This window comes from Streptomyces sp. XY431 (assembly GCF_001279805.1).
GTDB lineage: Bacteria > Actinomycetota > Actinomycetes > Streptomycetales > Streptomycetaceae > Kitasatospora > Kitasatospora purpeofusca.
Genome location: NZ_LGDO01000478.1, coordinates 34373 through 47627, shown reverse-complemented (window position 1 = coordinate 47627; position 13255 = coordinate 34373). Strand labels below are relative to the sequence as shown.

The following is a 13255-nucleotide window of genomic DNA, read 5'->3' as shown; positions in this document are numbered from 1 at the left end:
GGTGGTGTGTTCGACCTGTGGGAGGAGACCAACGGCGTCCCCGGTCTGCAGGCTTCCGGCGTGAACCCGGACACCCAGGTGGGTGCGGCGTGCACCACCGGTGCGGACGGCCTCTGCCGTCGGACGGTGGAGGTGGGTACCTACTACTGGCGGGAGACCACCGCGCCGACCGGCTACGACCTGCCGGCCGAGCCGGTGTTCGGCCCGCTGGTGCTGACCCCGGCCAACGCCGCGGCCGGCGTCCAGGTGACCGCCAAGGACTGCCCGTCGCCGAAGCCCCCGGCCACCGGCTCGATCCACCTGACCAAGAAGGACGCCTGGTCGGGCAAGCCGCTCAACGGCGCGGTGTTCGAGCTGTGGCGGGAGGCCAACGGCATCCCCGGCCTGCAGACCCTGGGCATCAACCCGGACATCCGGGCGGGTGACTGCACCACCGCGGCCGGCGGCGGCTGCGACTTCACCCACCTGTCGGCCGGTCAGTACTACCTGCGGGAGACCGCCGCGCCCGCCGGCTACCAGCTCCCGCCGGACCCGGTCAGCGGGCCCTACCGGGTGAACGCCGACGACTGCGTCACCGTCGCCCTCACCAACAAGCAGGACGACGACTGCTGATGACGGCTGTTCCCCCGACCGGGTGAACCGGTGGCCGGGACCGTCCGGAGCGGCACCCCCGCTCGGGACGGTCCCGGCCCCGCTGCCGTCCGGCCCGCCGTCCGGTCCGCCGATCCGTCGCGGAGCGATTCGTCCGCGCACGGCTTTGCCGAGCCATGGTCGAACATTGGCGTTCGACTGACCGGTGCGCCCGGGTGCGTTCACCGCCCGTCCGCGTCCGGTCAACACGTGACTGGGAGAGTCCCTGTCCATGGAAACTCCGAACATGGGTGTGCCGGCGAAGCTGGCCGAACGCATGAGCATGGCCGAGCAGCACGAGTACCTGCGGGCCCGTTTCTCCCGCCGCCGGATGCTGCGCGCCGGTGCCGTCTCGGTGGGCGCGCTGGCCGTGGGCGGCGCCCTCGGCGGCACCGCCTCGGCCGCCCCCGTCGCGCCGCAGCTGCTGGCCGGCGGCGCCACCGCGGGCATCGACGGCTCGCTGGTCGCCCCGATCGGGCGTCACCTCGCCTTCGGGCCCGAGCCGGACACCCAGTTCCGGGTCTCCTGGCAGGTACCGGCCCCGGTGAAGCGGCCGTTCCTGCGCTACGGCAAGAACCCGTGGGACCTCAGCCACAAGATCGAGGCGGAGGTGCGCACCCTGCACACCCCGGCGCTCACCCCCACCGGCAAGGCCGTGGACCAGTACTACCTGCACGTGGCGCTGGAGGACCTGCGCCCCGACACCACCTACTACTACGGTGTCGGCCACCAGGGCTTCGACCCGGCCTCGCAGCAGGCGATCTCCACCCTCGGCACCTTCCGCACCGCGCCCTCGCGCGACCACCGCTGGGGCAAGGTGTACGAGCCGTTCACCTTCACCGCCTTCGGCGACCAGGGCGTCAGCGACCACGCCAAGGGCAACGACCACATCATCCTGGCCCAGAACCCGGCCTTCCACCTGCACGCCGGCGACATCTGCTACGCCGACCCGGCGGGCTCCGGCCAGGACTCCGACAAGTCGGTGTTCGACGCCACCACCTGGGACGCCTTCCTGGTGCAGACCGAGACGGTCGCCTCGAAGGTGCCGTGGATGGTCTCCTACGGCAACCACGACATGGAGGCCTGGTACTCGCCGAACGGCTACGGCGGCGAGAACGCCCGCTTCTACCTGCCGGACAACGGCCCGGACAAGCGCAGCGTCCCCGGCGTCTACTCCTTCCGCTACAAGAACGTCGGCGTCGTCTCGCTGGACGCCAACGACATCTCCTACGAGATCCCGGCCAACCTGGGCGTCTCGGCGGGCAAGCAGACCCGCTGGCTGGAGCGCACCCTCAAGGACCTGCGCAACGACGAGACCGTCGACTTCGTCGTGGTCTTCTTCCACCACTGCGCCTTCTCGACCACCCACCAGCACGCCTCCGAGGGCGGCGTGCGCGAGGCCTGGGTGCCGCTGTTCGAGAAGTACCGGGTGGACCTGGTGATCAACGGTCACAACCACGTCTACGAGCGCACCGACGCGATCCTCGGAAACAAGGTCGCGAAGGCCGTGCCGAGCGGCGCCACCGTCGAGCCGGCCACGGACGGCGTGGTCTATGTGACGGCGGGCGCGGCCGGCCGCAGCCTGTACAGGTTCGACGCCCCGGACAGCTACGAGGGCCACGAGAAGCGCGTCGACTCGGTGGACACCTACTACTTCGCCAAGGGCGGCGGCAAGGTGACCGAGACGGTGGAGTGGTCGCGGGTGCGCTACACCGGCTACTCGTTCATCAAGGTGGACGTCAAGCCCGCCCACCTGGGCCAGAAGTCGGAGATGACGGTCACCGCCCTGGCGGAGGACGGCACCCGGGTCGACCACTACACCATCCTGCGCGAGGTCGGCGAGGGCTGGGACAGCGACCGCGACGACGACGGCGAGGGTGGCGGCTGGGGCTGGTAGGCCCGTCCTCGTGACGCACCTGCGGACCCCGGCGCTCGCTCAGCGCCGGGGTCCGTACATGATCACGGCGACTCCGGCCAGGCAGACCAGGGCGCCCAGCACGTCGTAGCGAGTCGGCCGGAAGCCGTCCACGACCACGCCCCACAGCAGCGAGCCGGCCACGAACACCCCGCCGTACGCGGCGAGCACCCGGCCGAAGGCGGCATCCGGCTGGAGCGCCGCCACGAAGCCGTACCCGCCGAGCACGACCACCCCCACCCCGGCGAGCCACCACGGCCGCGCCTCCCGCACGCTCTGCCAGATCAGCCAGCAGCCGCCGATCTCGGCGAGCGCGGCGAGCACGAACAGGGCGACAGAACGCAGAACGGTCATAGCGGCCCAGCCTAGGGTGCGCCCTCACTCGTCCTCCGGCCCGGGCACATGCGTGAAGCCCCCTGCCCATCGTTCGGGAATCCCGAACGGTCGGCAGGGGGCTTCGGACAGGAGCCGGGTCAGGACGCCCGGACGTCGCGCTCCCGGAGTTCGGCGATGACCCGCGCGACAGTGACGAAGTCGTTGTCCACGTGCAGCACCGGATAGTTGTAGTGCGCCGCGACCGAGCAGAGCAGCAGGTCCACCGTGCCGGCCGAGCGGTGCTGCCCCTTCTGCGTGAGCTTGTACTGGGCGTTGAGGGCCCAGTCCTCACCTCCCTTCGGGACGCCGAGCGCGGGACCGAAGAGGTCGTTGAGCTCCTCCTCCAGCTCGTCACGGTGCGCCGGACCGGTGGCCGAGTAGAGGATCTCCGACTTGGTCACCTTGGCGATCCTGATGAGCCCGGACTCCAGCGGCCCTCGCCAGCGGGCGAGCGCCGCCGGATCGCGCATCAGGTGGACGAACCCCGAGGTGTCGATCAGGTAGCCGAGGTCGTTCATGTGTCATTCCTCCCCGCCCGTCTTCCGGGCCTGATGGATCCGCTCCGTCGGGTCGAACTCCCCCCGGGCCGCACGTGCGGACAGCTTCTCCAGTGCCTCGATCCGCTTCAGTCGGTTGACGTAGTCGGCGAGGGCGCCGTTGATGGTGTCCTTCTTGGTGCTGGTCCCCATGAGGCGCATGGCCTCGGCGAGGATCGCGTCGTCGACGTCGACGTTGGTCATACTCATTTTCGCGCCTCCGTTGATGATGTGGCAAATCTATCCACGTCATCCACATTAATCGCCCGGGCGCGATATTGGCAAGTTGAAATGTCCATATTTGTGGCTACATGTCGATTGCTTAACGCAATGAGTTCGACGAAAGTGCGGCAGCCCCCGCGTGGTGACGCGGGGGCTGCCGGGGGGGAAGGCGGGCGGGTCGGGCCTGGCGGTGGGAGGCCGGGGTCAGACCTGGCGGTAGGTGGCGAGGAAGCGGCCGATGCGGTTGATGGCGGTCTCCAGGTCGTCGGCCCGGGGGAGGGTGACGAAGCGGAAGTGGTCGGGGCGGGGCCAGTTGAAGCCGGTGCCCTGGACGACGTGGATCTTCTCGCGGAGCAGCAGGTCCAGGACGAAGCGCTCGTCGTCGACGATCCGGTGGACGGCGGGGTCCAGTCGGGCGAAGGCGTACAGCGCGCCCTTGGGCTTGACGCAGCTGACGCCCGGGATCTCGTTCAGTGCCCGGTACGCGACGTCGCGCTGTTCGGCGAGGCGGCCGCCCGGCAGGACCAGGTCGTTGATCGACTGGTGGCCGCCGAGCGCGGCCTGGACCGCGTACTGGGCGGGCACGTTCGGGCACAGCCGCATGCCGGAGAGCATGGTGAGGCCCTCCAGGTAGTCGCTCGCGTGCTGCTTGGGGCCGGAGACGACCAGCCAGCCGCTGCGGAAGCCGGCCACCCGGTAGGACTTGGACAGTCCGTTGAAGGTGAGGGTGAGGACGTCGTCGGCGAGCGCGGCCAGGCAGTGGTGCTCGACGTCGTCGTAGAGGATCTTGTCGTAGATCTCGTCGGCCAGCACCATCAGCTGGTGCCGGCGGGCGAGGTCGAGGATCCCCTCCAGCAGTTCCTTCGGGTAGACGGCGCCGGTGGGGTTGTTGGGGTTGATGACCACGATCGCCTTGGTGCGGGCGGTGATCTTCGCGGCGATGTCGTCGAGGTCGGGGAACCAGTCGGCCTGCTCGTCGCAGGCGTAGTGCACCGCCTTGCCGCCGGCCAGCCGGACCACCGCCGTCCACAGCGGGTAGTCCGGCATCGGCACGAGCACCTCGTCGCCGTCGTCCACCAGCGCGGTGACGGCCATCTGGATCAGCTCCGAGACGCCGTTGCCGAGGTAGACGTCATTGACGGTCACGCCGTCGACACCGCGCTGCTGGTAGTACTGCACGACCGCGCGGCGGGCCGGCAGGATGCCGCGCGAGTCGCTGTAGCCGTGGGCACGCGGGAGGTTGCGGATGATGTCCTGGAGGATCTCCTCCGGCGCCTCGAAGCCGAACGTGGCCGGGTTCCCGGTGTTCAGCCGGAGCACGCTGTGCCCCGCCTCCTCCAGTGCGTTGGCCTGGTCGACCACCGGCCCCCGGATCTCGTAGCACACGTCATTCAGCTTGCTGGACTGCCGAAACTCCATCTGCGGCCTCCCGACCGTCACCCCACACCGACCCTGGTTGCTTTGTTCTACCAAGTAGGCACTTGGAAAGTCCAACCTTTTGGCTATGCTGATCCACATGTCACGCCGAAGCTACGACCAGTACTGCGCCGTCGCCCGCGCCCTGGACGCGGTGGGGGAGCGCTGGAGCCTCCTGATCGTCCGTGAACTCCTGGCCGGCCCGCGCCGCTACACCGACCTGCACGCCGACCTGCCCGGCGTCTCCACCGACATCCTCGCCGCGCGGCTCAAGCAGCTGGAGAGCGAGGGCGTGGTCGAGCGCCGCCGCCTGGAGCGGCCGGCCAACGCCACCGTCTACGAGCTGACCGGGCGTGGGGCCGCGCTGCGGCCGGTCGTCGAGGCGCTCGGCGGCTGGGGACTCGACGCGCTGGGGGAGCAGCGGCCGACCGACGCGGTGCGGACGCACTGGGTCACCGGCGGGGCGGTCACGGCGGGGGCGGGTCCGTCGGGTGACGCGGGCGCGGTGGGCGTAGTGGGTGCTGCGGACGCGGTGGCCGCGGTGGTCGCCGGCTGAGGTCCGCCGAGCCGCGGGGCGCGGTGGGATGGGGTGGCCGGTCGCGGGGGCGCCCGTGTGGGAGGCGCCGCGCCCGCGACCGGCGGTGGGGAGAGTGGCCGCGGCGTCCGGCACCCCCGAGGCCGGACGCCGCGGAGCCCACGGCCCGCGGTTCCTCCCCCCGGCCGTTCCTCCCGACGTTCCCCACTCTGCCCGCCGCCGATCAACGGGCGATCGGCGTCCGCTTGCCGCGGGCGTTGAGTCGTCACCGATCCGCGCGGGCGGACGGGGTACGCGGGTGGGCCCGGGACGGCGCGCGTACGATCGTCGGGCCATGGAGAACACGGAGAACACGCCCACCGCCTTTCGCAGTTACGTCGCCGTCGGGGACTCCTTCACCGAGGGCATGTGCGACGACCTGCTGCCCGACGGCCACTACCGGGGCTGGGCCGACCGCCTCGCCGCCCGGCTCGCGGCCGAACACGCGGCCGAACACGCGGCCGGACACCCGGCCGACGGCTTCCGGTACGCCAACCTCGCCGTCCGGGGCAAGCTCATCGGCCAGATCCACGACGAGCAGGTCGACCGGGCCGCCGGCCTGGGCGCCGAGCTGGTCACCCTGGCCGGCGGGCTCAATGACGTGCTGCGCCCGCGCTGCGACATCGCCCGGGTCGAGGAACTCCTCGGCTCCGCCGCCACCCGGCTGCGCGCCACCGGCGCCACCGTGGTCATGTTCAGCAGCACCGACCCCACCCGCCGGATGGCCGGCTCGGCCCGGCTGCTGCCCGCGATCCTGCGGATGAAGGACTTCGTCCACGAGCTCGCCCAGGACCCGGGCATCGCGGTGGTCGACCTGTTCTCCGCGCCCTGCTTCGACGACCGCCGGCTCTGGGCCGAGGACCGGCTCCACCTCTCGCCCGAGGGCCACCGCCGGGTCGCCGAGGCGGTGCTGGAGTCGCTCGGCCGACCCGCCGGCTTCGACTGGCGCGCCCCGCTCCCGGCCACCGCCCCGCCGACCCGCGCCGAGAAGCTGGCCGCCGACGCCCGCTGGGTCCGCACCCACCTCGGCCCCTGGATCGGCCGCCGGCTCACCGGCCGCTCCTCCGGCGACGGCCGCGCCCCGAAGCGCGCGGAGCTGGCGCCGTACGAGGGCTGAGCCCGCGCCGCAGAACTGTCGGGACCGGCAGCTTCCGGGCGCGGGCGGGTCAGCCGCGGAACAGGTTGTGGCCGACGTCCGACGGCACCGCGTCCTGGTACGGGACGGCGTCCGGGCCGGGCACCTGCTCGCCCGGGACCGGCTCGGTGCCCTCCCGGTGCAGCAGGTACACGCCGTCCTCCGACCAGACCGTCCGGTACCCGTGTGCGAGCAGCAGCTCGATCCGCTCCGCCTGCTCCCGGTCGGTCCGGAACGGGAAGGACCGCTTGTCCGCGCGGATCAGCACGTACTCGCGCCCGCGCGGCTTCTCGTCCACCAGCACCACGTCCGTCCGCGCGGTCAGCCGGGGCGCCGCCTGGTTGTCGGCCTCCACGGACGCGCCGTCCGGGACCAGGGCCGCGCCGCGCAGCAGTGCCGCCTCGCTCGGCTTCGGCTGCCAGTAGGCCGGGACGAACAGGTTCGCCATCCCCAGCGGCACCGCGGCCGCGACGGTCAGGGCCGCCGCCGCCACCCCGAGCCGCCGGGTGAGCGCCCGGCCGTGGCAGCGGCCCAGCACCTCCAGCGCGGCGACCAGCAGGATCGGCCACAGGAACGCGTCGTAGTGCCGGGCGATCGACCAGTGGTTCGGGTTGCTGGACAGCACCCGCTCGGCCAGCAGCGGGACAGCCAGCAGCACGGTCGCCGAGCGGAGCGGCAGGGCGAACAGGGCGCCGAAGATCCAGAGCAGCAGCAGCGGCTTCAGCGGGGCGTCGAAGGAGGCCGCGATCAGCCGGGTCGGGTCCGCCAGGACATTGGCGACCGCCGAGCCGCCGTCCGCGCCGAGCGCCTGGTAGTTCCAGTAGTAGCCGGGCACGCCGCCCATCGCGGGCACCAGCTTCGCGATGGCGACCGCCGAGGCGAGCGGACCGCCGAGCAGCAGCCCCGCGCCCCAGCGCACGGCCGGACGGCGCCGGGCCGGATCCGGGTCCCGCCGGGCCCGCAGCAGCAGCACCAGGCCGTAGGCGCCCACGGCCAGGCCCATGTCCTCCTTGGTGCAGCACAGCAGCAGGCCGGCCAGCGCCGAGGCCCAGTACTGCCGGGCCATCCCGCGCTCCAGCATCAGCAGTGTGAGCGGCACCGCGAAGGCCACCTCGTGGAACCCGCCGCGCGAGGCCACCAGCAGCGGCCACCCCAGCCCGTACGCGAGCGCGGCCAGGTCGGCGGCACGGCGGGCGGTGCGCGGGTCGGCGTCGGCGAAGCAGCGCCCGGCGATCCGGCGGATCAGCGGCACCCCGGCGGCGAAGCAGAGCGCCTGGCCGAGGAGCAGCGAGCGCGGGTCGTCCCAGAGCCAGTAGAGCGGTGCCATCAGCGCGATCACGGGGGAGAAGTGGTCGCCGAGCAGCGAGAAGCCGGGCGGGAACTCGTGGTGGAAGCTCTTCAGCGTCGAGACCGGCAGACCGAGGTGCGCGTAGCCGCGCACGCCCTGGTCGAAGATCCCGAGGTCGAAGCCGCCGAGCTGGGCGGTGGTCCACTGCTGGAGGCCGATCGCGAGGCAGACCGCGAAGCAGAGCAGGGTGAGGCCCAGCGTGCGGGCGCGCGGCGGGATCCGGAGAGCCGGTTCGGCGGCGGGGTCGGCCGGGTCGGCGTCGGTGCTGGCCGAGATGGCGGTGTTGGCTGAGATGGCGGTGCCGGCTGAGCTGATGGTGCTCGTGGCGTCCTCGGCGCCCTCGGTGTCCGGGTACGGCGTCACGTCGTGCCGGGACATGCCTTGGGTCCTCCGTTGGTGCTGTGGTGCGCTGAGCTGCGGTGCTGAGTTGCGGTGCTGCGGCGCCGGTGCGGTGCTGCCGGTGCTTCGGTGCTGGGGTTCGGCCGACCACACTAACCGACGGCCGTTCGAAGCGGTCGGTACGCTCTACAGCGCACCACTCGTCGTCCTGGAGGAACAACAGCACCGTGAGCGTCCCGAGCCTCAACCTTGTCTCCGACTGCGGTAGCTGCTTCGGGCTGTGCTGTGTGGCACTGCCGTTCGCCGCCGGCACGGACTTCGCCGTCGACAAGGCCGCCGGCACCCCCTGCCGCAACCTCCGGACCGACTTCACCTGCGGGATCCACGAGCGGCTGCGCGAGACCGGCTTCCCCGGCTGCACCGTCTACGACTGCTTCGGCGCCGGTCAGCAGGTCTCCCAGGTGGTCTTCGGCGGGCGCAGCTGGCGGGAGGCGCCGGAGACCGCCCGGACGATGTACGAGGTGTTCCCGGTGGTGCGGCAGCTGCACGAGCTGCTCCAGTACCTCACCGAGGCGCTCACCTTCGCCCCGGCCCGCCCCGTCCACGGGGAGCTGCGCCGGGCCCTGGAGGAGACGGAGCGGCTGGCCGGCGGCACGCCGCAGGAGATCCTGGCGGTCGACGTCCCCGCGCACCGGCAGACGGTGGCCGAGCTGCTGCTCCGGGCCAGCGAACTGGTCCGGGCCGCCGTGCCGCGTCGGCGCGAGCACCGGGGGGCGGACCTCTTCGGCGCCCGCCTGCGGGGAGCGGACCTGCGTGGGGCCAACCTCCGGGGCGCGATGCTGGTCGCGGCCGACCTGTCCGGGGCCGACCTGCGGCTCGCCGACCTCGTCGGCGCGGACCTGAGGGACGCGAACCTGGCCGGCGCCGATCTGACCGAGGCGCTCTTCCTCACCCAGGCCCAGCTGAACGCGGCCCGCGGCGATGCCACCACCCGCCTCCCGGCCGCCCTGAAGCGTCCCGCGCACTGGCCGGAGACGGTCGACGCCGCGGCCCCGGCCGGACGCGCGCCCCGCAGGCAGCAGGCCGGCTCGGGCTCGGGCACCGGTACCCGTTCCGGTTCGGGCTCCGGCTCGGGCACCCGTTCCGGTTCCGGTTCCGGCTCGGGTTCCGGCTCCGGCGGCCGGTCGAAGGGCGGCGGCGGCCGTCAGGGCAGGCCGCGTCGCGGCTGAGCGGGCCGGGGCGGTGGGGTCGGCCGCTCCGACGCGCGGGTCAGCCGGTGAGCAGGCGTGGACCGGTCGTGGGATGTCGGCGGAACAGCGCGCACCCGGACCCGGCGAGGAGCAGCAGGGCGACCGCGGCGAGGGCGTAGGGGGAGCCGGCCGGGTGGAGCGGCCAGGCCCAGGGGCGGGGGCTGCCGTCCGGGTGCCAGCCCGCCGCCGAGCAGACCAGGGGGACGGCGGCGAGCGCGGCCGCGGCCGGGCGGTGGCCGATCAGGGGGTGGAACAGCAGCGCGAGGCCGAGGTAGCCGGCGATGTTGCGGGCGACGACCAGTGCGAGCGCCCCCTGCCCGGCGGCGTACGCGAGGCTGCCGCAGGTGGCTCCGGCGGCGGCCAGGGTGAGCGCGAGGCCGACGTCCAGTCCGCGCAGGAATCGCCCGGCGACGGTCTCGGTCCGCAGATCGCCCCGGCCCAGCCCGTACAGCAGGAACACCGCCGGGAGCAGCGTGATCACGTGCGCGAGCAGGAAGTGCCCGGCCTGGCCGTGCAGCGCCGGCACCGGCAGTTCGCCGTCGCCGAGGAGCAGACCGGCGGCGACCGTCCCGGCGAGGACGGCGACGAGCAGCGGCACCGCGCGTGCCTTGCACCACCAGATCACCGCTCACCCCCGATCGTCGCGCCGCTGTGCGGGACCGGAGGGGGCAGGGTGCCGCAGTCGGCCAGGGCGTCCAGGGTGTTCCGGTACCAGGCGAGCTGGACGGCCTCGGGCAGCTGGAGCAGTTGGGCCGCGCGGGTGCTGTCGGCCGGGGTGAAGCGGCCGTCGGCGGTGCCCCCGGGGGTTCCGGTGGCCCCGGTCGCGGTGGCGGTCGCGGTGGCGGTGAGCCAGGCGGTGGCCGTGCCGGTGGCGGCCGCGGCGGGGTAGGGGTCGCCCCGGCGGGCGCAGTCCGGGGTGCGGGGGAGCAGTCCGCCGACCACGGCGGCGGTGACGTCCGGCGCCCGCGCGTCGGTCGGGACCCCGAGCCCGGCCTCGCCCGGACCGGGCCGGGCGGCCATGGTGAACACCGCCGGGACGGGGACGCCGCGTCCGGCCAGGACCTCGGTCGTCCGCCGGACCTCCTCGCGGACCAGCACCGAGCGGGCGGCGCCGAGCTCGGGCCAGAGGCAGACGCGCGGCTGTCCGGAGTCGCAGCGCAGCGCGGCGGAGGACCGGGGGCGCACCGGTTCGGGGCCGAGGTCGCGGGCGGTCCAGCCGCCCAGCGCGACCCCGCCCGCCGTGACCGCGAGCGCGGCGGCGAGGGCGAGCGGGCTCCCGCGCCGTCGGACCAGCAGGACCGCAGCCGCGCAGACCGCCCCGGAGAAGGCCAGCGAGGCCGCCACCGCCCGCCCGTCCAGCACCTGGTCCACCGCGCAGCAGTCGGACAGTCCGCCGCCGACCAGGTGTCGCGGCCAGTAGGTGTCGAAGGCGACCGGGTAGGCGTTCAGGACGAAGCTGCTGATCAGTGCGAGCGGGACGGCGACCACCGGCGCGAGCACCCGGCCGACGACCGAGCCGACCAGGGTGTTGGCGAGCAGCAGGCCGGCCCAGACGGCGAGGACGCCCGGCTGGGGCACGCCGTCCGCCGTGCCGCCGGCCAGCGCCGCGGTGGTGAGCGCGGCGAGCATGCCGAGCCCGCCCATCAGCGCGACCGGCAGCAGCACCGGGGTGGTGATGGCCAGCGCGGAGCGCACCGGCGAGCGGCTGAACACACCGCCCCGGTGCAGCCGGCCGCCCTCCCAGGCGCCGGCGGCGGCACAGGCCGCGCAGGCGAACGGCAGCGCGAGGCTGGCGTGCCCGGCGGCGGCGAGCCCGTAGGCCGGGGTGACCCAGGCGGTCAGCTCGTCGCCGAGCGCGACCAGGACGAAGCCGAGCAGGAACGGCAGCACCCGGGTGCCCGCCGAGACCCTCAGGACGGTGCGCAGCAGCATGTCAGGTCTCCCGCTCGATCAGGCGCGCGTACGCGGCCTCGGCGCTCGGCGCACCCGCGGCGGTTCCCGTTCCCGTTCCCCGGCCCGGGACGGCCGTCGTCGGACGGCCGGAGCCGTCGGTCCCGTACTCGGTCCCGTTCCCGGAGGACCCCCTCCCGTTCCCGGACCCGGCCGCTGTCCCGCCCTCGGCCGCCAGCGCGTGGAAGTCCTCGGTGGCCCCCTGGAATCTGACCTGCCCCCGGTCCAGCACCACCACCTGCCGGTACGTCCCGATGAGGTCCTCGGTCTGATGGGTGGAGACGATCACGTTCACCTCGCTCGTCAACTCCTCCACCAGGGTGCGGAACACCGCCCGCTGGGTGGGGTCGAGGCCGGCGGTCGGCTCGTCCATCAGGATCAGTTCGCTGTGGTGGGCGAGGCAGCCGGCGATGCCCATCCGGCGCAACTGGCCGCCGGACAGCCGGTGTCCGGCCCGGTCGGCCAGCTCGCCGAGGCCGACCCGGGCGAGCGCCATCGCCGAGGCCCGCCAGGCGGCGGCCCTGGACATGCCCTTCAACCAGCCGCAGTACGCGACCTGTTCGCGCACGCTGAGGCCCGGGACCGGGGTGATCTGCTGCGGCAGCCAGGCCACCGCGCGCCGGTAGGCCGCCCGGTCGCCCGCGCCGGCCGCCGGATTGACGCCGTGCCAGCTGACGGACCCCCGGTGCGGGCTCAACTGCGAGGCGGCGAGGGCCATGAGGGTGGATTTGCCCGCGCCGTTGGGGCCGAGCAGGACGGTGGCCGGATTGTCGATCCGCAGATCGAGGCCGGTGAAGAGACAGGCCTTCCGGCCGTACTGGAATTCGATGCGCTGGAATTCAAGGGCCATGGCAGGGTCGACGCATTTCGCTCGGGAAAGGGGCGCGGGGTGCCGGCGGGCGGGGGCGGCCGCCGGCTCCGCACGTCGAGGGGGTGAGTCGGTGAGGGCGGGCCGTGGAGGCGGGAGAAGAGCGCGGCCCGGGTGGCGGTGCTCAGTACCGGGTGGTCACGGTGTCCACCCAGAGCCTGGAGCCGCTGCGCACGCCCTCCAGCATGAAGTAGTAGTCGCCGGCGCTCTGGTCGCCCCAGCTGGAGGTGTCGCAGTGGTTGGAGCGGTGTCCGTAGGCCTTGTCGGGCCCGAAGACGTCCTTGTAGAGCTGGAGGTCGGCGTCCTTGAAGTCGTTGTTCCCGGTCTGGCAGCCCTGGAAGGTGACGGAGGTGGCGACGTCGTCGCGGTCGCTGTCCGCCCATCGGCGGGACTCCGAGCCGGGGCCCCAACTGCTGATGTAGGACGCCCAGGAGCCCTCGGCGAGGGCAGGGGTGGCGCCGGCGAAGCCGAGCAGCGCGGCGGTCACCAGCAGGCCGCGGAGCATGCGGCCGGAGCGGTTCTCTGCGTCCATGGTCCGTCCGATCAGTCCGGTGGCGCCGCCGGTCGGGCGGCGCCATGCAGGCAGAAGGAAACGAGCGGAGGTTCGACCGTAACGGTCGCGGTCACCCGGTCGGCCGAGCCCCTGCGGAAATGACCTTAGCGTGCACGAACAGGTGGCCAGCACTATTTTTTCCGG

The 13255-nt window shown here is 73.3% G+C and carries 12 protein-coding genes and 2 pseudogenes; 5 read left to right on the top strand and 9 right to left on the bottom strand.

Features of this window, described 5'->3' with window-relative positions; all coding sequences use genetic code 11:
• Both ADK60_RS30840 and ADK60_RS30835 read left to right on the top strand, forming a co-directional pair.
• The coding region (locus ADK60_RS30840; protein ID WP_286185313.1) for an MSCRAMM family protein at positions 1 to 612 on the top strand (612 nt) is incomplete at its 5' end.
• 250 nt (positions 613 to 862) lie between these two features.
• Entirely contained in the window at positions 863 to 2527 is a 1665-nt protein-coding gene (locus ADK60_RS30835) for a purple acid phosphatase family protein (protein WP_079008819.1), read from the top strand.
• Between the two features lie 39 nt (positions 2528 to 2566).
• Here the strand turns inward: ADK60_RS30835 and ADK60_RS30830 are convergent, their stop codons facing one another.
• The 4 genes from ADK60_RS30830 to ADK60_RS30815 all read right to left on the bottom strand — a co-directional run bounded on the left by ADK60_RS30830 (position 2567) and on the right by ADK60_RS30815 (position 5097).
• Positions 2567 to 2899 carry a YnfA family protein gene (locus tag ADK60_RS30830; RefSeq protein WP_030391222.1) on the bottom strand — a complete coding sequence of 111 codons (333 nt, stop codon included), beginning with the start codon at positions 2897 to 2899 and terminating at the stop codon, positions 2567 to 2569.
• Positions 2900 to 3018: 119 nt separating this feature from the next.
• Positions 3019 to 3438 carry a PIN domain-containing protein gene (locus ADK60_RS30825; protein WP_053650306.1) on the bottom strand — a complete coding sequence of 140 codons (420 nt, stop codon included), beginning with the start codon at positions 3436 to 3438 and terminating at the stop codon, positions 3019 to 3021.
• A gap of 3 nt (positions 3439 to 3441) precedes the next feature.
• Positions 3442 to 3666: a type II toxin-antitoxin system VapB family antitoxin gene (locus ADK60_RS30820; protein ID WP_053650305.1), complete on the bottom strand. Its 225-nt coding sequence runs from the start codon at positions 3664 to 3666 to the stop codon at positions 3442 to 3444.
• Between the two features lie 216 nt (positions 3667 to 3882).
• A complete protein-coding gene (locus tag ADK60_RS30815; RefSeq protein WP_030391220.1) occupies positions 3883 to 5097 on the bottom strand; it encodes a pyridoxal phosphate-dependent aminotransferase in 1215 nt (404 codons plus the stop codon).
• 97 nt (positions 5098 to 5194) lie between these two features.
• On the opposite strand from ADK60_RS30815, the pseudogene ADK60_RS30810 reads away from it, so the two are divergent.
• Both ADK60_RS30810 and ADK60_RS30805 read left to right on the top strand, forming a co-directional pair.
• Positions 5195 to 5545, top strand: a pseudogene (locus tag ADK60_RS30810) (winged helix-turn-helix transcriptional regulator); the annotation flags it as partial.
• Positions 5546 to 5963: 418 nt separating this feature from the next.
• Positions 5964 to 6785 (top strand): SGNH/GDSL hydrolase family protein, encoded by an 822-nt coding sequence (locus tag ADK60_RS30805; RefSeq protein ID WP_053650304.1) that lies wholly within the window; start codon positions 5964 to 5966, stop codon positions 6783 to 6785.
• A 49-nt stretch (positions 6786 to 6834) separates the two neighbouring features.
• On the opposite strand, the gene ADK60_RS30800 is transcribed toward ADK60_RS30805, so the two are convergent.
• The gene (locus tag ADK60_RS30800) at positions 6835 to 8529 is read right to left on the bottom strand and encodes a DUF2079 domain-containing protein (RefSeq protein WP_079008818.1); all 1695 of its coding nucleotides are present in this window, start codon (positions 8527 to 8529) and stop codon (positions 6835 to 6837) included.
• A 188-nt stretch (positions 8530 to 8717) separates the two neighbouring features.
• Here ADK60_RS30800 and ADK60_RS30795 point away from each other — a divergent pair.
• A pseudogene (locus tag ADK60_RS30795) lies at positions 8718 to 9518 on the top strand (pentapeptide repeat-containing protein); the annotation flags it as partial.
• Positions 9519 to 9759: 241 nt separating this feature from the next.
• Here ADK60_RS30795 and ADK60_RS30790 read toward each other — a convergent pair.
• The 4 genes from ADK60_RS30790 to ADK60_RS30775 form a co-directional block, all read right to left on the bottom strand.
• On the bottom strand, positions 9760 to 10338 hold the full coding sequence (locus ADK60_RS30790) for a hypothetical protein (RefSeq protein WP_234371352.1): 579 nt from the start codon (positions 10336 to 10338) through the stop codon (positions 9760 to 9762).
• Positions 10339 to 10361: 23 nt separating this feature from the next.
• Positions 10362 to 11672: a DUF7224 domain-containing protein gene (locus ADK60_RS30785; RefSeq protein WP_053650302.1), complete on the bottom strand. Its 1311-nt coding sequence runs from the start codon at positions 11670 to 11672 to the stop codon at positions 10362 to 10364.
• 1 nt (position 11673) lies between these two features.
• Positions 11674 to 12540, bottom strand: coding sequence for an ATP-binding cassette domain-containing protein (locus ADK60_RS30780; RefSeq protein WP_063783306.1), 867 nt, complete (start codon positions 12538 to 12540; stop codon positions 11674 to 11676).
• A 142-nt stretch (positions 12541 to 12682) separates the two neighbouring features.
• The gene (locus tag ADK60_RS30775) at positions 12683 to 13090 is read right to left on the bottom strand and encodes a hypothetical protein (protein WP_045944216.1); all 408 of its coding nucleotides are present in this window, start codon (positions 13088 to 13090) and stop codon (positions 12683 to 12685) included.
• Positions 13091 to 13255 lie beyond the last annotated feature (165 nt).

What these genes read in the sequence shown, in the direction of transcription:
- ADK60_RS30835 (WP_079008819.1), top strand. Translation starts at nt 863, where the DNA reads ATGGAAACTCCGAACATGGGTGTGCCGGCGAAGCTGGCCGAACGCATG.
- ADK60_RS30830 (WP_030391222.1), bottom strand. Translation starts at nt 2,899, where the DNA reads ATGACCGTTCTGCGTTCTGTCGCCCTGTTCGTGCTCGCCGCGCTCGCC.
- ADK60_RS30825 (WP_053650306.1), bottom strand. Translation starts at nt 3,438, where the DNA reads ATGAACGACCTCGGCTACCTGATCGACACCTCGGGGTTCGTCCACCTG.
- ADK60_RS30820 (WP_053650305.1), bottom strand. Translation starts at nt 3,666, where the DNA reads ATGAGTATGACCAACGTCGACGTCGACGACGCGATCCTCGCCGAGGCC.
- ADK60_RS30815 (WP_030391220.1), bottom strand. Translation starts at nt 5,097, where the DNA reads ATGGAGTTTCGGCAGTCCAGCAAGCTGAATGACGTGTGCTACGAGATC.
- ADK60_RS30805 (WP_053650304.1), top strand. Translation starts at nt 5,964, where the DNA reads ATGGAGAACACGGAGAACACGCCCACCGCCTTTCGCAGTTACGTCGCC.
- ADK60_RS30800 (WP_079008818.1), bottom strand. Translation starts at nt 8,529, where the DNA reads ATGTCCCGGCACGACGTGACGCCGTACCCGGACACCGAGGGCGCCGAG.
- ADK60_RS30785 (WP_053650302.1), bottom strand. Translation starts at nt 11,672, where the DNA reads ATGCTGCTGCGCACCGTCCTGAGGGTCTCGGCGGGCACCCGGGTGCTG.
- ADK60_RS30780 (WP_063783306.1), bottom strand. Translation starts at nt 12,540, where the DNA reads ATGGCCCTTGAATTCCAGCGCATCGAATTCCAGTACGGCCGGAAGGCC.
- ADK60_RS30775 (WP_045944216.1), bottom strand. Translation starts at nt 13,090, where the DNA reads ATGGACGCAGAGAACCGCTCCGGCCGCATGCTCCGCGGCCTGCTGGTG.